The organism is Nonomuraea sp. NPDC049141, from assembly GCF_040648415.1.
Taxonomy (GTDB): Bacteria; Actinomycetota; Actinomycetes; order Streptosporangiales; family Streptosporangiaceae; genus Nonomuraea.
The window spans coordinates 286,153-312,780 of the sequence record NZ_JBEZDR010000012.1; the positions used below are offsets into that span (position 1 = coordinate 286,153).

A 26,628-nucleotide genomic window follows, 5' to 3' on the forward strand; every position below is an offset into this window, starting at 1 on the left:
GGATGAAAAGAAGCACGCCGACGCCAGCGGGGCGCATAAAGGCGGGTCGGGCGCTCAGGCACGGGCGACGGAGACTCTGCGGGGCGCAGAAATCGGGGCGAGGCGCGTGTGGGCGGCGGGAGTTCGGCGGTCAGCTCGGGTGCACGGTTGTTCGGTGGAAGCTTGAGATCGGATCACGGCTGTTCGACGAATACTCACGTCCGGGTGACGAGTTTGTCGAAGGTGCGGTCGGGGAGGAGGCTGTTCATTCGCAGGAGGAGTTTGGCCAGGTAGCCGACGGCGTAGCGCGGCTTCGGGGACGTGGACTCGATGGCGGCGCGGATGCACTGGGCGACCAGGGCCGGGTCCGAGGCCTTGCTTCCGGAGAAGGACTGTTCCGCGCGGTCCGCCATCGCGTTCGCCACGGCGGTATAAGCCCCCTTGCCGGAGACCTCTCTCAGGTCGAGGGGCGTGCTCGACTCGAATTCCGTCTTGATGAGGCCGGGCTCGATGAGCACCACCTTGATGCCGAACCGGCCGACCTCCTGGCGGAGAGTGTCGGTATAGCCTTCCAGAGCGTGTTTCGAGGCGTGATACCAGCCGCCGAGTGGGAGCGAGATCACCCCGCCGATCGAGGAGACGTTGACGATCGTGCCGGCGCCGCGCTCGCGCATCCGAGGCAGGACCAGCTGGATCAGCCGGGCGGGCCCGAACAGGTTGACCTCGAACTGGTGACGTCCGCTGTCGATCGGCACGTCCTCGGCGGCGCCGTACACGCCGACGCCGGCGTTGTTCACCAGCACGTCGATGCCCGGCTGTTCGTCGAGGACGGTGCTGACGACGCGCTCCAGGTCCTCCTCCTTCGTGACGTCCATCGCGAGGGTGTGACCGCCGGCCTGCCGGATGTCCTCCATCCGGTCGACGCGCCGGGCCACGCCGTAGACCGTGTGGCCGGCACGCAGCAGTTCGAGTGCGGTGGCGTGGCCGATGCCGGCCGAGGCGCCTGTGACGAGGCAGATCTTGGCTGCCATGGAACGACCTTTCCTCAGGTGTCACCTATGCGGTAGCGGAACAGCGACATGGCGTTCCGTATCCAGGCCATCCTCGTGAGGACCTGGAGGGTCAGGCGGTAGTGGGGGGCTGCGATCAGTTCGAGGTCCGACAGGACGGGGACGCGGTCGAGCAGGGTGAGCCCGCCGGTCCAGCGCTCCGGCTCGTGCGGATCGGCGAGTGACGAGAGCTTCCAGCCGAGCGTCCTGGAGAAGGCGGCGAGCCAGGGGGCGATGGCGTCGAAGGCGAGCTCGCCGTGCGGGACGCGTTCGGCCAGCCGGACGAGGAGCTGCCTGACGTCCGGTCCCATGAGGTACATCAGCAGTCCCTCGGCGATCACCAGCACGGGACGGCCGGTGGGGATCGACTCCAGCCAGCCGGGCTCTGTCACCGAGGAGGCGATCATCCGGTAGTGGTCGCGCTCGGGGTAGAGGCGCCCGCGCAGGTCGATGACCTCGGGGAAGTCGACGTCGATCCACTCGACGCCGGCCGGCGGGTCGATGCGCAGGACCCGGCTGTCCAGGCCGCAGCCCAGGTGCAGTACGGCGGCGTCGGGATGGCCGGCGAGGTACTGCCTGGTCCAGGTGTCGAGCCGCCTGGCCCGCAGCAGGCCCAGGTAGCGGTCGCCGGCCGCCATCTTGATCTTGAAGCGGTTGTAGTCGAGGCGGGCGAGCGTGTCGGCGGCCCAGGGGTCGTCGAGGATCGGTCGCGCCGAGCGGCTGTCGAGTGCCCTGAAGTACAGCGTGTACAGGAGGGTTTCCTTGGCGCCGGTGAGTTCCACCTTTTCTGTGCGCATCTGTCAGTCCTGTCTGATGGGGTACGCGCCGTAGAGCAACTCCCGATAAGGGGGGATCAGGGTGTCGTAGAGGGCGATGATCTCCGCGGCGGCGGCGGCGATCATCTGCGGGCCTGGCGGCACGGCCGGTTCGTACGCGTGCCGGACGATGTGCGCGAGCGCCTCGGCCTTGGCCACCAGGTCCGGCTCATCGGGCACCGGAGCCACGGTGTCGAGGAGGTAGAAGCCCGCCTGCGTCGCGGTCAGGCCGTACATCAGGTGCTCGACGTCGTCGCGGAACAGGCCGTATCGGAGCATCACCTCGTGGAAGCGCGCGGTGGCGAGCAGCTCGTTGCCGCGCGTCGCGCTCTCCGCCATCCTGCCCTGGAGCAGCGGCAGGTTGCCGGTGAGGAGCGCGCGCAGCACCGGCCTGCGGCTGACGACCAGGAACAGCGTGCTGATCATGCGGTGCGGCAGCACCACGGACGGGTCGCGGCGCAGCTCGCCGAGCAGCGTCTCGATGTAGATGACGGCCTCGCGCACGAACAGGGCCTCGAAGAGCTGCTGTTTGGTACGCCAGTGCAGGTAGACGGTGCCCTTGCCGATGTCGGCCCGCTGGGCGATGTCGTCGATCGTCACCTTGCGGGAGCCGAGGCGCACGGTCAGCTCGGCCGCCGCGTCGAGGATCCGGTCGGCGCGGTCGGCGGCTTCGCTCGGTCTTCCCAGCATCCGACCTCCATGGTGACTTGATGACCAGTTTAGCAAAACCAGTCAACAAGTCACACCCCCGGGCGACAGAAAGGCCGGTGAGGGGAGCCCTCACCGGCCTTGGTCTCGCTGTGACGTTACTTGGCGCGCTTGAAGATCTTGTTGCCCAGCCACACGATCGGGTCGTACTTCCGGTCCGCCACGCGCTCCTTCATCGGGATGAGCGCGTTGTCGGTGATCTTGATGTGCTCGGGGCAGACCTCGGTGCAGCACTTGGTGATGTTGCAGTAGCCCAGGCCGTGTTCCTCCTGGGCCGACTCCTGCCGGTCCGCCACATCGTACGGGTGCATGTCGAGCTCCGCGATGCGCATGAGGAAGCGCGGCCCGGCGAAGGCGGGCTTGTTCTCCTCGTGGTCACGGATGACGTGGCAGATGTTGTTGCACATGAAGCATTCGATGCACTTGCGGAACTCCTGGGACCGCTCGACGTCGACCTGCTTCATCCGGTACTCGCCCGGCCGCACACCCTCCGGCGGAGTGAACGACGGGATTTCCCGCGCTTTTTCGTAGTTGAACGAGACGTCGGTGACGAGGTCCTTGATGACGGGGAAAGTCCGCATCGGGGTGACGGTGATCGTCTCGTCCTCGGTGAAGGTGGACATCCGCGTCATACAGCCCAGCCGCGGCTTCCCGTTGATCTCCATCGAGCAGGAGCCGCACTTGCCGGCCTTGCAGTTCCAGCGGACCGCCAGGTCGGGTGCCTGCGTGGCCTGCAGGCGGTGAATGATGTCGAGGACGACCTCGCCCTCGTTCACCTCGACGGTGAAGTCCTCGAGCTTGCCCTCACCGCCCTCACCGCGCCACACCTTGAACTTTGCCTTGTAACTCATGACTTTGCGATCCCGTCGAACTCGGTCATCTCTTCGTCGGTGAGGTATTTCGTCAGCTCGTCCCGGTCGAACAGCTTGATCAGGTGGTCGGCCATCGAAGGCTGGACCTTCTCCTCGACCGTGACGGACGAGCCGTCCTCCGTCGAGCAGACGAGCAGCTTGCGGCGCCACACCGGGTTCATGCCGGGGAAGTCGTCACGGGTGTGTCCGCCACGGCTCTCCTCGCGCAGCAGCGCGGCCCGCGCCACGCACTCCGATACGAGGACCATGTTGCGCAGGTCGATCGCGAGGTGCCAGCCGGGGTTGTAGATGCGCGAGCCGGCCGCGCCGACCAGCCGTACGCGCTCCTTGAGCTTCTCCACGACCTCCAGGGCCTCGGACACCTCTTCGGCCTTGCGGATGATGCCGACCAGGTCGTTCATCGTCCGCTGGAGCTCGTGGTGCACCTCGTAGGGGTTCTCGCCGGAGCGGCCCAGCGGCGCCAGGGCCTCGGCGTGCGCCTCCTCCACGAGTTCCTGGACCACCTTGGGCCTGGCCGGCAGGGCGTCGATGTACGCGGCGGCCCCGGCACCCGCCCGGCGGCCGAAGACCAGCAGGTCGGACAGCGAGTTGCCGCCCAGGCGGTTGGAGCCGTGCATGCCGCCCGAGACCTCGCCCGCGGCGAAGAGCCCTGGCACGGCCGCCGCACCGGTGTCGGCGTCGACCTCGACCCCGCCCATGATGTAGTGGCAGGTCGGGCCCACCTGCATGGGCTCGGCGGTGATGTCGACGTCCGCCAGTTCCTTGAACTGGTGGTGCATCGACGGGAGCCGCCGCTTGATCTCCTCGGCCGGGAGCCGGGTGGACACGTCGAGGAAGACGCCGCCCTGGGGCGAGCCGCGGCCCGCCTTCACCTCGGCGTTGATCGCGCGGGCCACCTCGTCACGCGGCAGCAACTCCGGGGGACGGCGGTTGTTGGCCTGGTCGGTGTACCAGCGGTCGCCCTCCTCCTCGGTGGTGGCGTACTTGTCCTTGAACACCTCGGGGATGTACTTGAACATGAAGCGCTCACCGTCGGAGTTGCGCAGCACGCCGCCGTCGCCGCGGACCGACTCGGTGACGAGGATGCCGCGCACGGACGGCGGCCAGACCATCCCGGTGGGGTGGAACTGGATGAACTCCATGTTGATCAGCTTCGCGCCGGCCAGCAGGGCCAGGGCGTGGCCGTCACCGGTGTACTCCCAGGAGTTGGAGGTCACCACGTAGGACTTGCCGATGCCCCCGGTCGCCAGCACCACCGCGGGTGCGTCGAAGACCACGAAATTTCCGGTCTCGCGCCAGTAGCCGAAGCCACCCGAGATACGGTCGCCGTCCTTGAGCAGGCGGGTGACCGTACACTCCGCGAAGACCTTGATGTAGGCCTCGTGATCGCCGTGTGTCTCGAAGTCCTCCTGCTGCAGCGCGACGACGCGCTGCTGCAGCGTGCGGATCAGCTCCAGGCCGGTGCGGTCGCCGACGTGGGCCAGCCGGGGGTACTCGTGCCCGCCGAAGTTGCGCTGGCTGATCTTGCCGTCCTTGGTGCGGTCGAACAGCGCACCCCACGCCTCCAGCTCCCAGACCCGGTCGGGGGCCTCCTTGGCGTGGAGTTCGGCCATCCGCCAGTTGTTCAGGAACTTGCCGCCCCGCATGGTGTCACGGAAGTGCACCATCCAGTTGTCGTCCGGGTTGACGTTGCCCATCGCGGCGGCCGCGCCGCCCTCGGCCATGACCGTGTGGGCCTTGCCGAACAGCGACTTGCAGACGATCGCCGTCCGCTTGCCCTGCTGGCGGGCCTCGATCGCGGCCCGCAGTCCGGCGCCGCCCGCGCCGATGACGACGACGTCGTATTCGTGACGCTCGATTTCCACAGAATGTCCTAACAGAAGAGGCCTTACGCGTACGGGAAGGCGATGATGCCCTTGGCGACGAGGCGGACGTACAGGTCGGCGCCCATGACGGAGAACATCGAGGCCCACGCGAGGGGCTGGTGCTTGGCGTTGAGCTTGGAGACGAAGGTCCAGGCCCGGTAGCGAAGCGGATGCCGGGAGAAGTGGTTGAGCCGGCCCGCGGTGATGTGCCGGCAGGAGTGGCACGACAGCGTGTAGGCGACGATCAGGACGGCGTTGGCGATCAGGACCCAGGAGCCGAGGCCCAGCGGCTTGTGGATGACCGCGAGGATCGCGTCGTAGCTCAGGATCGCGCCGATGACGATGGCCGCGTAGAAGAAGTACCGGTGGATGTTCTGCATGATCAGCGGGAAGCGGGTCTCGCCGCTGTACTTGCCGTGCGGCTCCTGTACGGCGCACGCGGGCGGCGACAGCCAGAACGACCGGTAGTAGGACTTGCGGTAGTAGTAGCACGTCAGCCGGAACCCACCGGGCAGGCCGAGAATCAGCAGGCCGGGCGGCAGCGTGTACCAGTCGCCGATCGGCGCCCAGCCGAACAGCCGCGCTCCCTCAGCACACGAGGTGGTGAGGCAGGGCGACGAGAACGGGGCGATGTACGGGTCGAAGTAGTAGCTGCCGTCGATGATCGCCCACACGCCGTAGACGAGGAAGGCGCTGAGCGCCAGGAACGTCAGCAGCGGGGCCAGCCACCATCTGTCGGTGCGCAACGTGCGCACCCTGATCTGCGCACGCTGCCTTCTGACAGGAGCATCGGGCGTCGTCTGGGTCATCGCGGACCTCTCCACCTCCCGCGGACCCTGCTCACAGGGAATCCGGGTCGTTCGGTTGGCGCGTACACGGCGGGGCGGGGCCTCCGCTCGCGGCGCGCATTTGGTGGGGGATACGTTACGACGACCGCCTCGGGATTTGTGAGGAGGGTCACTCACTTTTTCGATGACTCGCTGTGATTCCTGTCACGTACCCCTGTCACGTGGGCTGCCCTTTGCTCGGCAGCTTAACCACAGTCACGAAAAAATCATCTATTTGGCGGACAACCCGGATAAATTGCTCAAAATCCACCGGCTTGGAGACGTAAGCGTTGGCGTGCAGCCGGTAGCTGTGCAGGATGTCCTCCTCCGCCTCCGAGGTCGTCAGGATCACCACCGGGATCGTCCGCAGCTCGGCGTCGGCCTTGACCTCGCTGAGCACCTCCAGGCCGCCCATCCTGGGCAGGTTCAGGTCGAGCAGAATGAGGTCGGGCGTGGGGGCTTCGTGGTAGTCGTTCTCCCGGCGCAGGAAGGCCATCGCCTGCTCACCGTCGTTGACCACGTGCAGGCGGTTGCGGACCTTGTTGAAGTCGAACGCCTCCTTGGTGAGGAGCACGTCACCCTGATCGTCCTCGACGAGGAGCACCTCGATCGGCCGCCAGTCAGTCGTCATCTTCATCTCCAGCCGCGGGCAGGGTCCAGCGGAACGTCGCGCCCGGCCCGTCGGCCTCGCCGTCGAGCCAGAGCTGCCCACCGTGATACTCGACGATCTTGCGGCAGAGCGCGAGCCCGATGCCAGTCCCTGGATACACGTCTCTCGCATGCAAACGCTGAAATATCAGGAAGATGCGGTCCGCGTACTTGGCCTCCACCCCGATCCCGTTGTCCGCGCAGCTGAACTCCCACATCTCCCCGGCCCGCTCGACGCCGATGTGCACGCGCGGCGGCAGGTCCGAGCGGAACTTGACGGCGTTCTCGATCAGGTTCTGGAAGAGCTGGGTGAGCTGGCCCCGGTTGCCGACGACCTTGGGCATGGCGTCGTTGGTGACGACCGTCCCGGTGTCCTCGATCGCGGCCGAGAGGTTGTCCAGGGCCGTGGAGAGCGCGGCGCCCGTGTCGGTGGTCACCCGTTCGCCGGTGACCCGGCCGACCCTGGAGAAGTCGAGCAGGTCGTTGATGAGCAGCTGCATGCGCTTGGCGCCGTCGACGGCGTAGCGGATGTACTCCTTGGCCCGGTCGTCGAGCTTGTCCCCGTACCTCTGCTCCAGCATCTGCGTGAAGCTGGCGACCTTGCGGAGCGGCTCCTGCAGGTCGTGACTGGCGACGTAGGCGAACTGCTCCAGCTCCCCGTTGGACCTGCGCAGCTCGTCGGCCTGCTCCTCGGCCCGGCGCCAGGCCGTCAGGACACGCCGGCGCATGGAGTCGACGTGGCTCGACAGCTCGGCCAGCTCCGCCGGCCGCTCCACGCTGAGCTGATGGTCGAAGTCGCCCGCCGCGACCTTGCGTACCTGGTCGGTGAGCTGGGCGATGGGCTTCAGTACGGCGAAACGGACGATGAACACCAGCCCGACCCCCGCCGCGGCCATCACGGCCAGCAGCACGATCAGCGCCACGTTCAGCCGGTCGAGCTGGGCCGCGACGTTGGGCCGCGGCCCCTGCGCCCGTACGTCGGCGACCAGCATCATGATCAGCACAGAGCCCATCACGAACGCCACGGCGGTCACCACGCCGATGGCGACGAACCAGCGGGCCACCGGCAACTTGCCGAGGCCCGTCGCCGGCTTCGGCGGGGGCAGCGGATGGATCCTCACTCCGGCCTCCTGCTGACGAGTATCGCGGCGAGGTCGTCGCTGAGCGTGCCCACGTGCCTGATGAGCCGGTCGAGGTCGATCGAGCCGTGCTCGCGTACCAGGTCGACCAGTCCCTCCACGCCGAGCAGTTCCTTCTGCTCGCCCACCGCGGCCTCGATCAGGCCGTCGGTGTAGAGCATCATCGACCATTCGTCGCCCAGGGGCACGTCGAGGACGGTCCATTCGGCGTCGGAGAAGATGCCGAGCGGCGGCCCCGAGGGCGCGCCGTCGACCACGCTGACGACCCCGTCGCGTACCAGGACCGGCGGTGGATGGCCGACCACCCGCATCCTGGCGTTGCGCAGGTCGGGCGTGATCGTCGCCATGCAGAGCGTGGTGAAGATCTCCGGGGCCTGGCGTTCCGCGCGCAGCACGGCGTCGAGCGTGCGCAGCAGCCGTTCGCCGGTCTGCCCGGCGAGCACCAGCGTGCGCCAGGCGATGCGGAGCGCCACGCCGAGCGCGGCCTCGTCGGGGCCGTGCCCGCAGACGTCGCCGATCACGATGTGCACCGAACCGTCGGGCGTCTGCACGGTGTCGAGGAAGTCGCCGGCCAGCAGCGCCCCCTGGCTGCCCGGCAGGTAACGGGTGGTGTGGTCCAGCGCGTCGGTGTGCAGCAGGGCGACGGGCAACAGGCCGCTCTCCAGCCGGGAGTTCTCCTTGGCGGTCAGCTCGGCCGCGACCAACCGGAGCTGCGCCAGATCGGCCCGCTTGCGTTCCATCGCGTAGCGGATGGCCCTGGCCAGGAGCCGCGCGTCGACATCCTGCTTGACCAGGTAGTCCTGCGCGCCGGCCTTGACCGCGGCGACCCCCACGTGGGCGTCGCGCAGCCCGGTGAGCACCAGCACGGCCGCGTGCGGTGCCGCCGCCAGCACCTGCTCCAGCGCCTCCAGGCCGGTGGCGTCGGGCAGCGAGAGGTCGACGAGTACGCACTGGATCCGGGAGTCGAGCTTGGCCTTGCCCTCCTCCAGACTGCGTACCCAGGTGATCCGAGGTGGGGCCTCGGCCTGCTTGAGTAGCTCCTCCACCAGGAACGCGTCACCGTCGTCGTCCTCGATGAGGAGGAGCGTCAGCGTTTCGTTGAGCGTTGCCGTCACACGCGCCTCTTCATAGATGTTGGACCTGTTCTGGTTCATTCTGCGATGAGCTCGACCCCTTGCGGAAGCGTGTGATCGTGACCGGCCTCGACGACGAAGGAGAGCAGCGTCGCCCGGAACGCCTGCGCCGCCCTCGTCGGCTCCACATCCTTGCGGTGGGCCAGCGCGATGGTCCGGCTGAGCCCCGGCGGCGCCAGCGGAGTGCCGGTCAGCCCCGGCCGCCCGTCGAGCACCATGGACGGCACCACGGCCAGCCCCAGCCCCGCCTCCACGAACCGCAGGACCGCGTCCATCTCCCCGCCCTCCACCGCGAACCTGGGCTCGAACCCGGCCTGCCGGCACGCCGCCAGCGTCGCCTCGCGCAGGTCGTAGCCACGCCGGAACATCACCATCGCCCGGCCGCGCAGATCCTCGATGCGCAGGTACGGCTTGCGTTCCGGCTGGTGGGACGGTGTCACTACGACCAGGTTCTCGCGCAGGATCTCCTCGGTCACCAGCGACGGGTCGTCGCCCTGCAGCGGCGTGATGATGAGCGAAAGGTCGAGCTGCCCGCGGGCCAGCGCCCTGACCAGGTCACGCGAGCCGTCCTCCTCGACCAGCAGCTCGATGCCCGGGTAGGCGCGGTGGAAGCGGGCCAGGGCGTCGGCCAGCAGCCCGGCGCAGAGTGACGGCGTGGCGCCGAGCCGTACCCGGCCCCTGCGCAGCCCGGCGAGCTCGGCCACCTCCTGCCTGGCGGTGCCGGCGTCGGCCAGCATCCGGCGGGCGAGCGGCAGCAGCGCCTCTCCCGCCGGGGTCAGCGTGACGTTGCCGCGCGCCCTGGAGAACAGCGGGGCGCCGAGGTCGCTCTCCAACGCCTTGATCTGCTTGCTGAGTGACGGCTGGGCGACCCGCATCCGCTCGGCGGCCTGAGTGAAGTGCCTGGTCTCCGCCACCGCGACGAAGTAGGCGAGTTGCTGCAACTGCATGTGATTTTCCTCGCACCGGCTGACGGGATTTCCTTACGTCGGCCGTACAAACCAAGCATCATAGCTGAAGGCTATGGAAACCAGGCCCGTCATGACTTGGACGGATCATGGCTGGATATCTAGCGTCTTAAGGTGTGACAGCCACGATTGAGCGGGGCGCCGCTACCGCGCCAGTCTCGAAGCCCGCACCGAAGAAGCCAACGCCCGGAAAGCGCGGCGGGTTCCTGCGCTCGTCGAACGGCAAGAAGGTCATCATGGCCGTGACGGGCGCCGCCATGGTGCTCTTCCTGGTCCTCCACATGCTGGGCAACCTCAAGATCTTCTTGGGCAAGGACTCGTTCAACGAGTACGCCGAGGCGCTCCGCACGCTGCTGGAGCCGCTCGCGCCGTACCGGACGGTGCTGACGATCCTGGAGGTCGGCCTCGTCGTGTCGGTGGTCCTGCACATGTGGGCGGCGATCTCGCTCGCGCGGCGGGCTCGCCACGCCCGGCCGGTGAAGTACGTGGCCAAGAAGTCGCAGGCCCAGGGCTACACCACGCACATCATGCGGTGGGGCGGCGTCACGATCCTGCTCTTCCTGGTCTGGCACCTGCTCGACCTGACCTTCGGCGTGGTGAACCCCAAGGGGTTCGACTCCGCGCCGGCCGACCGGATGATCGCCGGGTTCGACCTGTCGCGCTGGTGGGTCACGCTCTTCTACGTCGTGGCCGTCGTCATGGTCGGCCTGCACCTGCGGCACGGCATCTGGAGCATGTTCCAGACGCTCGGCTGGGCCGCCCGTTTCAAGGCCCTTCGCCCGGTCGCGGCGCTGGTGTCCGCGGTCCTGGTCATCGGCTTTCTCGCGCCGCCGCTCGCCGTCACGTTCGGAGTGATCAAGTGAAGTACACCGAAGGCCCCGAGATCCAGGACACCAAGGCTCCTTCGGGTCCCATCGAGGACCGGTGGGAGAAGCGGAAGTTCGCCGCCAAGCTCGTCAACCCGGCCAACAAGCGCAAGCTCAACGTGATCGTGGTCGGCACCGGCCTGGCCGGCGGGTCGGCCGCCGCGACGCTGGGCGAGCTGGGCTACAACGTCAAGTCGTTCTGCTACCAGGACACACCGCGCCGCGCGCACTCCATCGCCGCGCAGGGTGGGATCAACGCCGCGAAGAACTACCGCGGCGACGGTGACTCGATTTATCGCCTCTTCTACGACACGGTGAAGGGCGGGGACTTCCGGGCCCGCGAGTCGAACGTCTACCGCCTCGCCCAGGTCTCCGTGAACATCATCGACCAGGCGGTCGCCCAGGGCGTCCCGTTCGCCCGCGAGTACGGCGGACTGCTGGACACCCGCTCCTTCGGCGGCGCGCAGGTCTCCCGCACCTTCTACGCGCGCGGCCAGACGGGCCAGCAGCTGCTGCTCGGCGCCTACCAGGCACTGGAGCGGCAGATCGCGGCCGGGACCGTGGAGATGTTCACCCGGCACGAGATGCTCGACCTGATCGTCGCCGACGGCCGGGCGCGCGGGATCATCGTCCGTGACATGGTCACGGGCGAGATCGAGCGGCACGTGGCCGACGCGGTCGTGCTGGCCTCCGGCGGCTACGGGAACGTGTTCTTCCTGTCCACGAACGCCAAGGGGTGCAACACCACGGCGATCTGGCGGGCGCACGAGCGCGGCGCGTACTTCGCCAACCCCTGCTACACGCAGATCCACCCGACCTGCATTCCGGTGTCGGGCGAGTACCAGTCGAAGCTGACGCTGATGTCGGAGTCGCTGCGCAACGACGGCCGCGTATGGGTGCCGAAGGTCGGGGGTGACTCGCGGCCCGCCGGGGAGATCCCGGAAGCCGACCGCGATTACTACCTGGAGCGGATTTATCCGGCTTTCGGGAACCTCGTCCCCCGGGACATCGCCTCCCGCGCCGCCAAGAACGTCTGCGACGAGGGACGCGGCGTCGGCCCCGGTGGGCTGGGCGTCTACCTGGACTTCGCCGACGCGATCGGCCGCCTCGGGCGGGAGGCCGTGGAGAAGAAGTACGGCAACCTCTTCGAGATGTACGAGCGCATCACGGGGGAGAACCCCTATGAGACGCCGATGCGCATCTACCCGGCCGTCCACTACACGATGGGCGGCCTGTGGGTGGACTACGACCTGCAGTCCACCATCCCCGGCCTGTTCGTGATCGGCGAGGCCAACTTCTCCGACCACGGCGCCAACCGCCTCGGCGCCTCCGCGCTGATGCAGGGCCTGGCCGACGGCTACTTCGTGCTGCCCACGACGCTCGGCGACTACCTGGCGGCCGGGCCGTTCGAGGAGGTCTCCGACGAGGCCGTGGCCGAGGCCGAGATCAAGGTGCGTACCAAGATCGACAGGCTGATGGCGGTGAACGGCACGCGCACCCCGGACTCCTTCCACCGCGAGCTGGGCAAGCTCATGTGGGATTACTGCGGCATGGAGCGCACCGAGGAGTCGCTGCGCAAGGCGCTGGAGCGCATTCCGGAGCTGCGCGAGGAGTTCTGGCGCGACGTCAAGGTGTCGGGGACCGCCGAGGAGCTGAACCAGGTCCTGGAGAAGGCCGGGCGGGTCGCGGACTTCTTCGACCTCGCCGAGCTCATGTGCCTCGACGCGCTGATCCGTACCGAGTCGTGCGGCGGCCACTTCCGCGCCGAGTCGCAGGACGCCGAGGGCGAGGCCCTGCGCGATGACGAGCACTTCGCCCACGTGTCGGCCTGGGAGTTCTCCGGGGACGGACCGGTGCTGCACAAGGAATCGCTCGAGTACGAGTACGTCAAGATGACCCAGCGGAGCTACAAGTGAACCTGACCCTTCGCGTCTGGCGCCAGAACGGCCCCTCAGCTCCCGGAAAGATGGTGACTTATCGGGTTGAAGAGGTCTCGCCGGATATGTCGTTCCTGGAGATGCTCGACGTGCTCAACGAGCGCCTCATCCTCTCCGGCGACGATCCGGTGGCCTTCGACCACGACTGCCGCGAGGGCATCTGCGGCATGTGCGGCATGGTCATCAACGGCGTCGCCCACGGCGAGCAGCGCGCCACCACCACCTGCCAGCTCCACATGCGCCACTTCGAAGACGGCGCCACCATCACCATCGAACCGTGGCGCGCGGCACCGTTCCCGGTGGTGAAGGACCTGGTGGTGGACCGGTCGGCGTTCGACCGCATCATCCAGGCCGGCGGCTTCGTCTCGGTCCCGGCGGGTTCGGCCCCCGACGCTCACAGCATCCCGGTCCGCAAGGAGGACGCCGATGACGCCTTCGACGCCGCCACCTGCATCGGGTGCGGCGCCTGCGTGGCGGCCTGCCCCAACGGCTCGGCGTCCCTCTTCACGGCCGCGAAGATCACCCACCTGTCGCTCCTTCCCCAGGGACAGCCGGAACGGCTGACGCGGGCCAAGGCGATGGTGGACCAGATGGACGCTGAGGGGTTCGGCGGGTGCACGAACACGGGTGAGTGCACCGCTGTCTGCCCCAAGGGGATTCCACTGGACACGATCGCCCAGATGAACAGCGACTACCTCAAGGCCAACTCGGCCGGTTGATCTGCCTGACCCTGGGGGCGGAGTGCTCCGTCCCCAGGGCCCCCGCCCGGCATCCGCCAGGTCCGCCCGCCCGGCACCCGCCCAGTTCGGCCACCCGTCCGGCACCGGTCCGGCACCGGTCCGGCACCCGTCCCGTCCGGCCACCGGTCCGGCACCCGTCCGGGCACCCGTCCCGTCCGGCCACCCGTCCGGCCACCCGTCCGGGCGTCCGTCCGGTCGCGGGGCAGGAGTTGCCGACGGAGGTGCCGTCCCTGGTGGTGTCGGGGGAGCCGGGCGTCAAGGGTGGGCGCCGTCAAGGGGCGTCGGCCACCACCATGAACAGCGTGCAACTGACCACGAACGGTGCCGAGCCGACATCGGCGGGATCCAGGTAGCCCGCGTCCACAGCCCTGGAGAGGGTCCGGCGGAGGCCGAAGAGTTGTTCGGCCGTCTCCATGTCCCGGATCACCGGGCTGAACACCGCTGCGGTCCGCACCGTCAGCCCGGCCTGTTCGGCGAGGCGGACGAGGCTGCGGCCGATGGCCGGGTTCCGGATCACTTCCGTGGTGATGTACCGGACGAGGCCCTGGCCTGCCGGTGAGTCGATCAGCAGGCCGTGCCAGTCGGGTTCGGCCATGGCGATGACGGCGCCCGGTCGGGCCACGCGGCGGAACTCCGCCACCACTCGCCCCGGATCCGGCACATGTTGCAGCATCCGATCCGTGCGAGCCCGGTCGACGCTGTCGTCGGCGAGCGGCATCGCGTGGGCGTCGCCGACGAGGATCTCGACGTTGGTACGGCCGGCGAGCCGTACCCGGGCCCGGTCCACCATGACCGGATCATGGTCGAGGCCGATCACCGTACCGGAAGAGGCGACGCCGTCGGAGAGGTCGGCCAGGTCGGTGCCGGGCCCGCAACCGATGTCGAGCACGGTCTGGCCGGGCCGCAGGTCCATCATGGTCAGCAAGTCACGCTTGTACGCGCGACCGGGGGCGCTGGCGGCGAGTTGGTCAAGGTACGCGATGGTCGTCATGATCTGAGCCAAGCAGGGGAATGTGCGGTTTCTGAGGAGAGAACGGCAAGATCCAGCGCATTGTCGTACTGCCTGGACCTGCAAGACGTCCAGTGCGCTCTCCACGTCATGCGCTCTAAAGGCGTCGGCCGATGGTGAGGACGACCGACCAGTGGCGGGTGAGCCGTCCGTCCGGGCGTGCGGCGAGGCGGCGGCGTATCTCCTGGTAGAGGTACTCGTTCTTGGCCGGCTCCATGGCGATGTGGCCGGAGAACGTGTCGAGCAGGGCGATGTATTCGTCCGCCGTGTAGCGCAGAGCCCATACGTAGAGCTTCGTCCCGACCACCGTGAAATGCCCGGAGGCCTCGAACTCGGCGGCGACGGGGTTGGGCAGGTCCTCGGGCGGCGGCGGTGGCCACGGGCCGTCATGGACTTCGCCGATCTCCTCGTAGACCTGCTGGATCTCGGTGAAGAACGGGTCGAAGCCGACCGGCATCGCGTGGTCGGCGTTCCACACGGCCAGGTGGCCGCCCGGGATGAGGAGCTTGGCGGCTTTCGCGTACTTGACCTCCGGGTCCACCCACTTCCACGCCGTGGCCGCATAGGCGAGATCGAAGCGGGTCCCTGTCGGCGGCTCCCAGTCTTCGAATGACGACGTGATCACGGAAGTGTCGCCGAATTCGGCGAGGCGGTGCCGTGCCTCCGCCGCCAGGGCGGCACCGAGTTCGATCGCGGTGATCTGGAATCCCATCCGCGCCAGGGGCAGCGTGGCCTTCCCCGGACCGCATCCGACTTCGAGCAGGTGCGCGGGTGGCGTGATCGCCGTGATGGCGAGCAGGTCGGAGTACAGCTCGGCCGGGTAGTCGGGGCGTGCGTCCTGATAGGAGTCGGCCGCGCTGTCGAAGGTGGCTCGCAGCCGAAGATCGCGGGACATACTCCGATCCTGACACTACGGCGACACCGCTGTCACCGGAGCATCCTGCTCTGATCGGACGCCCGGTTGACAGTCTTGATCCGGGCGTTGAAAACTTCGCCGGTACTGTCCGTTCCGGCTCAACCCTGTCAGCGGGTGACGCGCTGGGCTGTGGGTTGAGGGCTTGGTCCGTACATCGGCAGCGGACCTGTACACCGCATCTTCGGTGGATAGCGCGTGAGGCCGCCTCGCCCGGGGAGGACGAGGCGCCGGGTCAGCGGAGTTTGGCGAAGAAGGTACGGATGTCAGCGGCAAAATGATCTGGTTGGTCCATGGCGATGAAATGGTGACCGGCAGGGTTGTCCGTTGGCCAGTGGAGGATGGTGTTGTGGCGTTCCGCGAGCCGGCGGATGCCGGGCGGTCCGCTGTAAACGCCGGTCGGCACGAGGTCCTGCCCTTCCGGCCAGCCGAAGCCACTACTCTCGTAGTACGGCCAGGCCGACGTCCCGAACGTCCCGGTGAACCAGTACAGGCTCACGTTGGTCAGGAACAGGTCCCGGTCGATCGCCTGCTCCAGGGGCCGGCCGGAGGCGTTGAACTCGTGGAACTTCTGGGTCATCCAGGCCAGTGCCGCGAGCGGGGAGTCGTTCCACCCATAGGCGAAGGTCTGCGGGGCCGTACGCAGCAGCGCATGGTGGTCGACCCCGTTCATCCAGTCCTGTTCCATCAAAAGGGTGAAGGCGGCCTGCTCCTTCTCCGTCATCTCCGGAAGATCCTTCTCGGTGGGGAAGCCAAGACCACCGATGACATAGACGCCGACAACATGGTCTGGGGCAATCTTGGCCACCTCTGGAGCAACATACGCTCCGAAATCTCCGCCTTGCGTGCCATATCGCTCGTAACCTAGGCGGCCCATGAGTTCTGCCCAGATCCGCGCCACGCGTGTCGCGGTCCAACCGGTCCCGCGCGGCGGCGCGGAGAATCCGAAGCCTGGCACAGAGGGCACGACGACGTGGAAGGCCTGGGCGGGATCACCGCCGTGCGTGCGGGGATCGGTGAGGCGGCCGATGAGCTCGGTGAACTCCACGAACGAGTTCGGCCAGCCATGCGTGAGGATGAGTGGCAGAGCGGCGGGGTCGGCCGAGCGTATGTGGAGGAAATGGACGTCCTGACCGTCGATCTCGGTCATGAACTGCGGAAACTCGTTCAGTCGCGCCTCGTGTCGGCGCCAGTCGTACTCGTTGCGCCAGTAGCCGGCAAGTTCTCGCAGGGACGCAGTGGGGACACCACGGCTCCATCCTTCGCCGGGCAACTGCTGGGGCCACCGGATGCGATCCAGGCGCTCGTTCAGGTCATCCAGATCTGCCTGGACGATGTCGATTTTGAATGGGCGGATCTCGGTACTCATGCTTCTCCCGATGGGTCGCGACAACGGGATCGACGGTAGAAGCCATTGCGGTCGAGTTCTTTCCTAGATGACGGGCATGCGTGGATGCGGTGGGTCTTGTTGGTGGGCGCCAAGATCCGGGGTGTTGGTGCTTCCTGATGCTCCAACCCGCGGATGTCCAGCCGCTCGGCAGGTGTGCTGTCGGCCGTACGGCCTCGGGTTTCGGGAACGGTTTGAGACGTTCGGTGCCGAGTGCTCCATGCAGCCAAGGCCCTCGCCGGCCAGTCGCCGGTGACGACGTTGGGCGTCGGGTAGGTCCGGGACGTGGTCGCTCAGCCGTCGCGGGTCAGGCACCGCGCCGAGAGGCTCGACGGTGCCCAGGCAAGGTTCACCCGGACGAGACAACAGCATCATGGTTGTCAGACTCGTTGAGTACCATCCGCGAGATGGAGATACCTTTTGTCCGGCTTGAGCCCTGGTCGCAGGGTGACCTCGAGCTACTGCGCCGCCTCAACGACCCCGAGATGACCGAGCACCTGGGCGGTCCCGAAACCGAGGACCAGGTGGTCGCGCGGCACGAGCGCTATCTCAAGCTGGATGCGCCGGGACTGGGTGCCATGTTCAGCGTGGTCGTCGAGCCTGAGCTGGAGTCGGCCGGCTCGATCGGCTACTGGGAGCGGGAATGGCAGGGCGAGACCGTGTATGAGACGGGCTGGGGGGTGTTACCGGAGTTCCAGGGGCGGGGCATCGCGACGGCCGCCGCCATCGCCGTGGCGATCAAGGCTCGGGCGGAGGGCAGGAACAAGCATCTGCACGCCTACCCGTCCGTGGGACATCCGGCATCCAATGCGATCTGCCGCAAGGCCGGGTTCACTTTCGTCGGGGAAGTCGACTTCGAATATCCGGCCGGTCATCCGATGCGCTGCAACGACTGGCGATTGCAACTGCTGCCCTGACTGGGGTCGGGTGTGTCAGGCGGTCCAGGAGGCGGTGATGTCGAGGCGCTCACGCCACAGCTTCTCGCCGTCACCGCCCGGCTCCCACCGGCCGGTGAAGTCGAGCAGGGCACGGCAGCGCGCCAGCATGGCCGCGTGACGATCCGGCCACGACGGCACCGGCCCGCCGTACGCGTCGAAGAAGGACGGCAGGCGCGGTACGTGTTCCGGGTGGTGCATGCGCACGATCCATTCGCACCAGGCGAGATCCTCGGTCGGCTCGCCCGGGTGCGCCCATTCCCAGTCGAGGATCGCCGCCGTCTCGAACGTGGCCGGGTCGAACAGCAGGTTCTGCGGCCCGTAGTCGCCGTGCACGATCCCCAGCCGATGGATGCGGGCGAGCGTCTGCCCGCATCCGGAGAGGACCTCGATCACGCGGCCTTCGTCGAGCAGGTCCTGGCCGTGCGCGCCGCGTACGTACCGGGTGGTCACGCTCGTGGGGGTCACCTGATGTACGGCGGGCACAGGCAGTCGCCCGCGCAACCGGCGCAGGAACCTGCTCTCGGTCCTGAGGCGGATCGCCGCGTCAGGACCCTCGTAACACTTGACGACCCAGGTGTCGTCGCCGACCGTGCTGTTGGTGTACCCGTGCTTCACAGGGACCGATTCTGGCGCACCGCGGAGGTCCCCGGAATCACCTGAGCCACCCTCGATACACGGTGTAAGACCGGGCCCGCCGTAGAACGGCGCGGAAACCGCAGGCACCGGGCGGCTGAACGGCGAAAGCACTACGAAGTGTCATCCCGATGCGAACATGCGCCCTGTAAAGCGCTTCGGCGTGTCTCGGGCTGCGGCATTTAAGAGGAAGCCGTCCGAACGAGTGATCGGGTAATGGATCATCGCCCCGGAACCCTCCGATCGCGGATGGAGGGGCCTCATCGACCCCGGGAGGAGACGGGATGGCCATCCCGTCCGAGGGAGGAACGCCGGCCCCCGGCCTCCGGTCCCCGGTCCCCGCCGCGACGGTGGCGGTCCCGGCCCCAGGTCCCGGTCCCGGCCGCGACGGTGGCGGTCCCGGCCCCAGGTCCCGGTCCCGGCCCCCGGTCCCGGCCGCGACGGTGGCGGGCGATCCACGACGGTGACCGGCGATGCGAGGTGGGGCCGGGCGATGCGAGGTGGGGCGAGGCGGGCGATCCCGACCGAAGTAGGGACGGGCGATCCTGCTCGGAAGGGGAACGGGAACGGAACGGGGGATCGCGGCCGGAGCGGTGACGGGCGATCCGAGGTGGGGCGGAGCGGGCGATCTTTCCGAAGTGGGGCCTGGGTGGTGGGCGTCGGCGTGGCTGTCAGTCGGAAAATGGTTTGCCGGGTCAGCAGGTCCCTTGTCAACCTTGATGAGCTATGCGCTCCCTTCCTGAAGCCGATCCAGGCATGCCCGATATCCGCAGTCCGCTCCGGTACCTGTGGTGGAACGCGCGCATGCAGACGCCGGCACTGCTGACGGGCATCGGCTTCGCCACCGTCTGGTGGCTGGTGCAGGCGCTGGTCCCCGCCGTGCTCGGCAACGGCATCGATGCCGTCACAGCGAAGGACACCCAGGCGCTGCTGATCTGGTCGGCGATCATGCTCGGGCTCGGCCTGATGCAGGCGTTCACCGGGATCATGCGGCACCGGATGGCGGTCTACAACTGGCTGGCCGCCGCCTACCGCACCGTACAGGTCACCACCAGGCAGGCCACCCGGCTCGGCGCCACGCTGCCCAAGCGGGTGTCGACCGGTGAGGTGGTCAGCGTCGGTAACTCCGACATCGCCCACATCGGTAACTCGATGGACGTCCTGCTGCGCGGCACCGGCGCCGTCGTGGCGATCATCGCGGTCACCGTGATCCTCATCTCCACCTCGCTGCCGCTGGGCCTGCTGGTGATGTTCGGGGTGCCGTTGATGGCCGTCGCGGTCGGGCCCCTGCTCAGGCCGCTGCACAAGCGGCAGAAGATCCAGCGCGATCTGGCGGGTGAGCTGTCCACCCGGTCGGCCGACATCGTGGCGGGCCTGCGGGTGCTGCGCGGCATCGGCGGCGAGCAGGTGTTCGCCGCGCGCTACCGCGAAGAGTCCCAGCGGGTACGGCACGCGGGCGTCAGCGTGTCGAAGGTCGAGTCGCTGCTCGAAGGCGCGCAGATCCTGCTGCCCGGCGTACTCATCGCGGTCGTCACCGGGATCGGCGCGTCGTTCGCGATCGGCGGTGAGATCACCGCTGGACAGCTCGTCGCCTTCTACGGCTACGCGGTCTTCCTGATCGGCCCGATGCGTACGCTCACCGAGGTCGCCGACAAGCTGACCAAGGGTCACGTCGCGGCCCGCCGCGTGGTGCGCATCCTGTCCATCGAGCCCGAGGTGTCAGGGGGCACCGGCACCAGCGAGGGCGGCGTGCTGCGCGACTCCTACAGCGGCGTCACCGTACAGCCGGGCGTCCTGACCGCGATCGCGGCCGGTGCGCCGGAGGACGCCATCGCCATCGCCGACCGGCTGGGCCGCTACTCCGACGGCGACGTCACCTTCGGCGGGGCCGAGCTGGCGACGCTGCCGATGGCCGAGGTCCGTACGCGCATCCTGGTCGCCGACAACGGCGCCCGCCTGTTCGCCGGCAGGCTCCGCGACGAGCTCGACGTTCGTGGCGGCTCCTCCCACGAGCGGGTACAGCAGGCGCTGTACGTCGCCTGCGCCGAGGACATCATCGAGGCCCTGCCCGACGGGCTGGACGCCTTGGTCGCCGAGGCGGGCCGGGAGTTCTCCGGTGGGCAGCAGCAACGCCTGCGGCTGGTCAGGGCACTGCTCGCCGATCCGGAGGTGCTCATCCTGGTCGAGCCGACCAGCGCCGTCGACGCGCACAGCGAGGCCCGCATCGGCGAGCGGCTGGCCAAGGCCCGCGCCGGCAAGACCACCCTGGTCTGCACGACCAGCCCGCTGGTGCTCGACCGCACCGACCACGTGATCTACGTCGAGAACGGCAGGGTGCTCGCCGAAGGCGCGCACCGCGACCTGCTGGCGACCTCGCCGGAATACACCGCGACCGTGACGAGAGGGGAGGACTGACATGGCCCGCGAGATCCTGCCGGTCGCCGACCAGAAACAGGTGCGCGCCTACGCCAGGCGGCTGACGCTCAAGTATCCGCGCCGGCTCGCCATCGCCCTGGCCCTGCACGGGCTCGCGGCGATCGTCGGGCTGGCCGTGCCCTGGCAGCTCGGCAAACTGGTGCAGAACGTCCAGGACGGCGGCCACGTCAATGTGCTGCTCGTTGCTGTCGGCATCGGAGTGTTCCTGTTGGGGCAGGGCGCGCTGGTACGTTACGCGGTGCTCGCCTCGGCCAGGCTCGGCGAGAAGGTCCTCGCCGAACTGCGTGAGGACTTCGTCGACCGAGTGCTCGGCCTGCCGCTGTCTACGGTCGAGCGGGCCGGCTCGGGCGACCTGATCACCAGGACCTCCCGAGACGTCGACTCCCTCTCCCGGACCGTCCGGCACGCCGTACCCGAGACGCTGATCGCGATCGTCACCTTCGCGATCACCATGGGCGCGGTGGTGCTGGTCAGCCCGCTGCTCATGCTGCCGATGCTGATCGCGGCGCCGCTGCTCTGGATCTCCACCCGCTGGTATCTCAACCGAGCCCGCGACGGCTACCTGCGCGAGAACGCCGCCTACGCGGAGATGACCGAGGGGCTGGCCGAGACCGTCGAGGGCGCCAGGGCCGTGGAGGCGCTCGGCCTCCAGCGGCGGCGCGAGGCGCGGACCGCGCGCGACATCGGCGGCTCGTGGGCCGCCGAACGCTACACGCTGGGGCTGCGCACGGTCTGGTTTCCCATGGTCGAGCTCGGCTACGTGATCCCGGTCGTCTCGACGTTGCTGGTCGGCGGCCTGTTCTACACCAACGGCTGGGTCTCGCTGGCCCAGGTCACCGCCGCCACCCTGTACGCGCAGCAGCTCATCGACCCGCTCGACCGGTTTCTCATGTGGATCGACGAGTTGCAGGTGGGCGGCGCCGCCATGGCCCGGCTGCTCGGCGTGGCGAACGTGCCCGACGACCGGACGGCCTCCACCGCCCAGCCCGCGGGCGAACTGCTGGAGGCCGACGATGTCCGCTACGCCTACCGCGAGGGCCGCGATGTGCTGCATGGCGTATCGCTGACCGTCCGGCCGGGGGAGCGGCTGGCCATGGTCGGCCCCTCCGGCGCGGGCAAGTCGACCTTGGGCAGGCTGCTGGCCGGCATCCACGGCCCGCGCACCGGCTCGGTGTCGGTGGGCGGCGTGCCCCTGGTCGAGCTGCCCATCGACGACCTGCGCGGTCACGTCGCGCTGGTCACCCAGGAGCACCACATCTTCAAGGGCACCCTCCGCGACAACCTGTTGATCGCCCGTCCGGACGCCGACGACCCCGCCGTGCGCACGGCGCTCGCCGCGGTCGACTCGCTCGACTGGGTGCTCGCCCTGCCCGACGGACTCGACACGGTCGTCGGGTCCGGCGGGCTGGCCGTCTCTCCCGCCCAGGCCCAGCAACTGGCGCTGGCCCGCCTGGTGCTGGCGGACCCGCACACGCTGGTGCTGGACGAGGCCACCTCGCTCATCGACCCCCGCGCGGCCCGGCATCTGGAGCGGTCGCTGGCGGCGGTGCTCGACGGGCGCACGGTGATCGCCATCGCCCACCGCCTCTACACGGCGCACGACGCGGACCGGGTCGCGGTGGTGGAGGACGGGCGGATCAGCGAGCTGGGGTCGCACGACGAGCTGGTCGCTGAGGGCGGCTCGTACGCGGCCTTGTGGAGTAGTTGGCATGGTGCTCCGGTTGTCACTCGCTCCTGACCTGTGAGCGAGGAGCAGTTGGTGGTGAGGTGGGTGGTTCGTACGCGCCTTGTGGAGTGGCAGGTGTGGCGCTCCGGTTGTCACTCGCTCCGGCCCATAGGTGGGAGGAGTTGGTGATGGGTGGTTCGTACGCAGCCCTGTGGAGTAGCTGGCATGGATTCCTGCTGCCACTCGCTCGTGACGACAGGAGGGGGGACGAGCGAGTGAGGGCGGGCCGTACGGAGCCTTGTGGAGCGGTTGGTGCGCCGCTCCGGTCGTCACTGGCTCCTGGCTGCGGGTGAGGTGGCCAGCACTTCGACCGTGGGTTGGGGGCTTCCAGTGGGTGGGGGGCTTCCAGAGGTCAGCACTTCGTCGATTCAGAGGGCAGGGTGCGGTCCGTGAAGTAGCGGATGATGTGGGTGCGGGCGCATTCGTTGAAGGCGTAGAGCGTGTGTCCCGGCCCGTCGTGGTGGATGGTGGCGCTGCCTGGGACCTGCGTGAGGATGCGGGCGACCGCGTCCGACTCGCGCCAGGCACCCGCGCCGAGCATCGGCGGCAGGCCCTTGGGGAGGGGTGCGGGCGGGTTGGTCACCGATACCGGCCAGCCGATGCAGCCGAGCGTGCCCGTCGCCAGTGTGTTGGCCGCGCCCGCGTTGGGGGCGATCTTGCGGAGCCGGGCGATCGTCTTGTTGAGCTCGGCCCGGCTGGCTGGGCGCGGCCAGTCGGTGCATTCGGTGACGCCCGTTGACTGGTCGGGGTAGCGGGAGCCGCGGGCAGGGACGAAGCCGGAGGCGTCACCGTGCACGGCCTTGCGGATGGCGTCCGCCAGCTTGGGGTAGCCGGGGGCGCCCTGCTGGGCGAACCCTAGGGCGAGAGACTGCAGGTCGCGGCCCGTGTAGGCGATGCCGGCCGACTTGGCGGGGATCGGGGAGCGGTCGGCCTTGGCCACCAGGCCGCGCCACTGAGCGGGCACTTCCTGGCACTTGCCGGCACCGGCGCACCAGGTGGAGAAGCGGGTGAACGACGTCTCGTTGTCTCTGGCCATGTCGGCTATGTCGGCGGTCCAGTCGGTGCCGCTGTGGCTGATCGTGCCGTCGAGCACCATGGTGCGCACCTGGCCGGGGAAGAGCCGGGCGTAGTCCTGTGCGTAGATCCCGGCGTAGGAGGCGCCGTAGAAGTTGAGCTTGGCCTCGCCCAGGGCCTTCCTGATGGCCTCCATGTCTCTGGCGTTGTCGGCCGAGCTCATGTTGGCGAACAGCTCCGGGTCCTTGTTGCGGCAGGCTTCGGCGTAGCCGCGGTTGGTGTCGGACAGCCGCCCGAAGTCGGCGTCGTCCTCAGGGAAGTCCGGCAATGGGACGCGGGTCCAGGTGCAGGCCAGGCCGGTGCTGAGGCCGCCGAACTGCTCGCCGTAGCCGCGGGTGTCCCAGGTGATGACGTCCATCCGTTCGCGGAGTTTGGCCCAGAGGTCCGCGTAGGTCTGGGTCAAGGCGATGCCCGGGCCGCCCGGGCCGCCGTAGGCGATCAGGACCGATCCTTCGGAGGACGTGCCGGTGGCCTTCAGCCGGCCCAGTTTGAGAGTGATCTTGCGGCCGTCGGGTTTCTGCCAGTCGGCAGGGACCTGGAGGTCGGCACAGGTCATCCCGACCTTGTCGTTCGGGCAGGTGGCCGCCCAGGTGAGGGTGGGTGTTCGCTGGGCGGCGAGGGCAGGCGCCGCCTGCTGCGTTTGGAAGCCGGAGGCGAGGAGGGTGAGGGCGAGGACGGTGGGTTTGAACATGGGCACGACGATCCCGCGGAGGGGGCTTGGGCCGCATCGGACCACGGGCTGGTCTGCGGGGAGGCAGATCAGCCCGTGGCATGTCATGCCACGGGCTGATGACACCTACCACGCGGGGAATCAGCTCACGGTTGTCAGTCCTGGTTTGTGGGCGAAGGTCGCGTCACCCGTCTGAGGGTCCAAGGAGCCGCCGTCGGCGGTGAAGCCGCGTCACGCGCCCAGGGAGCGCTTCAAGAACTCGACCTGCAGCAGCAGCAGGTTCTCCGCCACCACCTCCTGCGGCGTCATATGGGTGACGCCGGACAACGGGAGCACGCTGTGCTGGCGTCCGGCCGCCAGGAGCGCGGACGACAGGCGCAGCGTGTGCGCGGCCACGACGTTGTCGTCGGCGAGCCCGTGGATCAGCAACAACGGCCGCTCCAGCTTGGCCGCGTCACCGAAGAGCGAGGAGTTGTCGTACACATCGGGCTGCTCGTCCGGATGCCCCAGGTAGCGCTCGGTGTAACACGTGTCGTACAACCGCCAGTCCGTGACGGGCGCCCCCGCCACCGCAGCGTGGAACACGTCGGGCCTGCGCAGCACGGCCAGCGCCGCCAGGAAGCCGCCGAACGACCAGCCCCTGATGGCCACCTTCGTCAGGTCGAGGTCGTTGGGATATTGCTCGGCCACCCCTTGCAGGGCGTCGATCTGGTCCTCCAGCGCGGGGGTGGCCAGGTCGTTCAGCACGGCGCGTTCGAAGGCGGGGCCCCTGCCGGGGGTACCGCGGCCGTCGGCCACGATGACGGCGAAGCCCTGCTCGGCGAACCACTGGCTCTCCAGGTAGCCGCCGCGACGGTTGAGCACCCGCTGCGCGTGCGGCCCGCCGTAGGGATCCATCAGGACCGGGAGTTTCCGGGAGCCCTGCTCGTGCCAGGAAGGCAGCACCACGGCGGTGGAGAGCTCGCGGCGGCCGGAACGGCCGAGCGAGACCCGGAGGTCGAGGCCGGGGGGCTCGGCCATGGACGGGATCGGGATCGCCATGCCGTCACGCCGTACGACGGTGGTGGACACACCCTCGGTGTCGAGGCTCTGCTCGGTCAGTACGCCGACGCCGCCGGACATCCGCCCAGAGAACACGCCGGAACGGGTCGAGACGGGCAGCAGCGAGTGGCCGTCCCAGGTCCAGAGCTGGATCTCGGTGGGGTCACCGCTCGCGCTGAACAGCACGCTGTCGTGGTCGACGTCGAGCACCGCGCGTACCTGCAGGGTGGGCGGGGTGACGGCGCGGTCGCCCACGAACAGCCGGTTGCCGCCGTCGGCGGAGGCCACCCAGACCAGCGAGCCGTCGTCGAGGTGCGCGGGCACGCCGGTGACGATGTCGACCCAGGCCGGATCGGTGTTCTCGCGGACCAGCGTGGACCGGCCGGTCGCCGGGTCGACCGTGTACAGGCGCAGGCGCTTCTGATCACGCGGCATGGTGACGATCGACAGCGCGTGGGAGCTCCACGCGGCCGTCGTGAGGTATTCGTCCTCGTACGGCACCGCCACCCGCGACCCGTCGAGACCGAGCACGAACAACTGCGTCACCGCGTTGGGCGTGCCGGCGGCCGGATAGCGCTGAGCCACCGGGGGCCGGTCCGGGTTGGCCGGGTCGGCGATGTGCCAGGTGTGGACCGGAGCCTCGTCGGCCCGCTCGACCAGGAGCGCGTCGCTCGACGGCGACCACCAGTGGCCGCGCATCCGGTCCATCTCCTCGGCGGCGATGAACTCGGCCAGGCCGTACGTGACGGTCTCCGACTCGGGCTCCGCGAGGGCGCGGTCGGCACCCGTCACGAGGTCCTGCACTCGCAGGGCGCCCGCGCTGACATAGGCGATCTGCTGCCCGTCAGGGGAGATGCGGGGGTCGATGACCGCGCCAGGCGTCTCCAGCCGCCGCGTGTCGCCGCCGGGCAGGTCGGTGACGTACAGGCTGCCGGACAGCGCGAAGGCGGCCCTGGACACGGTGGAGTCGGCGGTGTAGCCGACGACGCCACCCGCCTGCTCACGGCTGCGCTCGCGCCGGGCGCGCTCCTCGGGCGGGAGGTCGCCGTCGTCGGCGTCGAGCGTGCGCGGGTCGACCACGAGGCGCTCGATGTGCGTCTCGGTGTCGAGCTCCCACAGACACGTAACCGGGTCGGTGCCCGACTTCGTCCGCAAAAAGACGACCTTGCCGCCGTCGGGGGAGATCGTGAAGCCCCTGGGCACTCCGAGGGTGAACCTGCGGGTCCTGGCCGACAGGCGAGGGAAGCTCTCACTCATG

22 protein-coding genes are annotated in these 26,628 nt (G+C 68.7%); 6 read left to right on the forward strand and 16 right to left on the reverse strand.

All coding sequences use genetic code 11. From position 1 onward, the window contains the following. Nucleotides 1–194: 194 nt before the first annotated feature. The 10 genes from AB0B91_RS34670 to AB0B91_RS34715 all read right to left on the reverse strand — a co-directional run bounded on the left by AB0B91_RS34670 (nucleotide 195) and on the right by AB0B91_RS34715 (nucleotide 9,982). Complete coding sequence (locus AB0B91_RS34670) at nucleotides 195–1,010, reverse strand: oxidoreductase (protein ID WP_358328567.1); 816 nt, start codon at nucleotides 1,008–1,010, stop codon at nucleotides 195–197. 14 nt (nucleotides 1,011–1,024) lie between these two features. Further along, on the reverse strand, nucleotides 1,025–1,825 hold the full coding sequence (locus tag AB0B91_RS34675; protein ID WP_358328571.1) for a class I SAM-dependent methyltransferase: 801 nt from the start codon (nucleotides 1,823–1,825) through the stop codon (nucleotides 1,025–1,027). 3 nt (nucleotides 1,826–1,828) lie between these two features. Continuing rightward, nucleotides 1,829–2,533 carry a helix-turn-helix domain-containing protein gene (locus AB0B91_RS34680; RefSeq protein WP_358328574.1) on the reverse strand — a complete coding sequence of 235 codons (705 nt, stop codon included), beginning with the start codon at nucleotides 2,531–2,533 and terminating at the stop codon, nucleotides 1,829–1,831. Nucleotides 2,534–2,649: 116 nt separating this feature from the next. After that, a complete protein-coding gene (locus AB0B91_RS34685) occupies nucleotides 2,650–3,402 on the reverse strand; it encodes a succinate dehydrogenase/fumarate reductase iron-sulfur subunit (RefSeq protein ID WP_225300743.1) in 753 nt (250 codons plus the stop codon). Then, on the reverse strand, nucleotides 3,399–5,288 hold the full coding sequence (locus AB0B91_RS34690) for a fumarate reductase/succinate dehydrogenase flavoprotein subunit (protein WP_358328577.1): 1,890 nt from the start codon (nucleotides 5,286–5,288) through the stop codon (nucleotides 3,399–3,401). Before AB0B91_RS34690 ends, AB0B91_RS34685 begins: the two co-directional genes overlap by 4 nt. Nucleotides 5,289–5,311: 23 nt before the next feature. Then, entirely contained in the window at nucleotides 5,312–6,043 is a 732-nt protein-coding gene (locus AB0B91_RS34695; protein ID WP_308127512.1) for a hypothetical protein, read from the reverse strand. 250 nt (nucleotides 6,044–6,293) lie between these two features. Beyond that, nucleotides 6,294–6,746, reverse strand: a complete 453-nt coding sequence (locus AB0B91_RS34700; RefSeq protein ID WP_358328580.1) for a response regulator — start codon at nucleotides 6,744–6,746, stop codon at nucleotides 6,294–6,296. Then, nucleotides 6,736–7,884, reverse strand: coding sequence for an ATP-binding protein (locus AB0B91_RS34705; RefSeq protein WP_358328583.1), 1,149 nt, complete (start codon nucleotides 7,882–7,884; stop codon nucleotides 6,736–6,738). The genes AB0B91_RS34700 and AB0B91_RS34705 overlap by 11 nt, the downstream gene beginning before the upstream one ends. Continuing rightward, nucleotides 7,881–9,056, reverse strand: coding sequence for a SpoIIE family protein phosphatase (locus AB0B91_RS34710; RefSeq protein ID WP_358328586.1), 1,176 nt, complete (start codon nucleotides 9,054–9,056; stop codon nucleotides 7,881–7,883). Before AB0B91_RS34710 ends, AB0B91_RS34705 begins: the two co-directional genes overlap by 4 nt. Next, nucleotides 9,053–9,982 carry a LysR substrate-binding domain-containing protein gene (locus AB0B91_RS34715; protein WP_358328589.1) on the reverse strand — a complete coding sequence of 310 codons (930 nt, stop codon included), beginning with the start codon at nucleotides 9,980–9,982 and terminating at the stop codon, nucleotides 9,053–9,055. The genes AB0B91_RS34710 and AB0B91_RS34715 overlap by 4 nt, the downstream gene beginning before the upstream one ends. A gap of 134 nt (nucleotides 9,983–10,116) precedes the next feature. Between AB0B91_RS34715 and AB0B91_RS34720 the strand changes: the two genes are divergently transcribed. Genes AB0B91_RS34720 through AB0B91_RS34730 form a run of 3 tightly spaced genes read left to right on the forward strand, consistent with a single transcriptional unit; the run spans nucleotide 10,117 to nucleotide 13,522 of the window. Then, on the forward strand, nucleotides 10,117–10,863 hold the full coding sequence (locus tag AB0B91_RS34720) for a succinate dehydrogenase cytochrome b subunit (protein ID WP_358328592.1): 747 nt from the start codon (nucleotides 10,117–10,119) through the stop codon (nucleotides 10,861–10,863). Beyond that, a complete protein-coding gene (locus AB0B91_RS34725; protein ID WP_358328595.1) occupies nucleotides 10,860–12,782 on the forward strand; it encodes a fumarate reductase/succinate dehydrogenase flavoprotein subunit in 1,923 nt (640 codons plus the stop codon). The genes AB0B91_RS34720 and AB0B91_RS34725 overlap by 4 nt, the downstream gene beginning before the upstream one ends. Continuing rightward, nucleotides 12,779–13,522 (forward strand): succinate dehydrogenase/fumarate reductase iron-sulfur subunit, encoded by a 744-nt coding sequence (locus AB0B91_RS34730; RefSeq protein ID WP_358328598.1) that lies wholly within the window; start codon nucleotides 12,779–12,781, stop codon nucleotides 13,520–13,522. Before AB0B91_RS34725 ends, AB0B91_RS34730 begins: the two co-directional genes overlap by 4 nt. A gap of 292 nt (nucleotides 13,523–13,814) precedes the next feature. Here AB0B91_RS34730 and AB0B91_RS34735 read toward each other — a convergent pair whose 3' ends face one another. The 3 genes from AB0B91_RS34735 to AB0B91_RS34745 form a co-directional block, all read right to left on the reverse strand. After that, complete coding sequence (locus AB0B91_RS34735; protein ID WP_358328601.1) at nucleotides 13,815–14,534, reverse strand: methyltransferase domain-containing protein; 720 nt, start codon at nucleotides 14,532–14,534, stop codon at nucleotides 13,815–13,817. A 115-nt stretch (nucleotides 14,535–14,649) separates the two neighbouring features. Beyond that, complete coding sequence (locus AB0B91_RS34740; protein WP_358328604.1) at nucleotides 14,650–15,447, reverse strand: class I SAM-dependent methyltransferase; 798 nt, start codon at nucleotides 15,445–15,447, stop codon at nucleotides 14,650–14,652. Nucleotides 15,448–15,700: 253 nt separating this feature from the next. Continuing rightward, on the reverse strand, nucleotides 15,701–16,834 hold the full coding sequence (locus AB0B91_RS34745; protein ID WP_358328607.1) for an epoxide hydrolase family protein: 1,134 nt from the start codon (nucleotides 16,832–16,834) through the stop codon (nucleotides 15,701–15,703). A 425-nt stretch (nucleotides 16,835–17,259) separates the two neighbouring features. Here AB0B91_RS34745 and AB0B91_RS34750 point away from each other — a divergent pair, with 425 nt between their 5' ends. Next, nucleotides 17,260–17,769 (forward strand): GNAT family N-acetyltransferase, encoded by a 510-nt coding sequence (locus tag AB0B91_RS34750; protein ID WP_358328610.1) that lies wholly within the window; start codon nucleotides 17,260–17,262, stop codon nucleotides 17,767–17,769. Nucleotides 17,770–17,784: 15 nt separating this feature from the next. Here the strand turns inward: AB0B91_RS34750 and AB0B91_RS34755 are convergent, their stop codons facing one another. Then, entirely contained in the window at nucleotides 17,785–18,405 is a 621-nt protein-coding gene (locus AB0B91_RS34755) for a phosphotransferase (RefSeq protein ID WP_358328613.1), read from the reverse strand. Between the two features lie 774 nt (nucleotides 18,406–19,179). Here AB0B91_RS34755 and AB0B91_RS34760 point away from each other — a divergent pair. Continuing rightward, nucleotides 19,180–20,838: an ABC transporter ATP-binding protein gene (locus AB0B91_RS34760; RefSeq protein ID WP_358328616.1), complete on the forward strand. Its 1,659-nt coding sequence runs from the start codon at nucleotides 19,180–19,182 to the stop codon at nucleotides 20,836–20,838. A 1-nt stretch (nucleotide 20,839) separates the two neighbouring features. Then, nucleotides 20,840–22,597 (forward strand): ABC transporter ATP-binding protein, encoded by a 1,758-nt coding sequence (locus AB0B91_RS34765; protein WP_358328619.1) that lies wholly within the window; start codon nucleotides 20,840–20,842, stop codon nucleotides 22,595–22,597. Between the two features lie 340 nt (nucleotides 22,598–22,937). Here the strand turns inward: AB0B91_RS34765 and AB0B91_RS34770 are convergent, their stop codons facing one another. Together AB0B91_RS34770 and AB0B91_RS34775 are read right to left on the reverse strand one after the other, a co-directional pair. Further along, entirely contained in the window at nucleotides 22,938–24,350 is a 1,413-nt protein-coding gene (locus AB0B91_RS34770) for an alpha/beta hydrolase (RefSeq protein ID WP_358328622.1), read from the reverse strand. Nucleotides 24,351–24,560: 210 nt separating this feature from the next. Next, nucleotides 24,561–26,627: a DPP IV N-terminal domain-containing protein gene (locus tag AB0B91_RS34775; protein ID WP_358328624.1), complete on the reverse strand. Its 2,067-nt coding sequence runs from the start codon at nucleotides 26,625–26,627 to the stop codon at nucleotides 24,561–24,563. Between the last annotated feature and the right edge of the window lies 1 nt (nucleotide 26,628).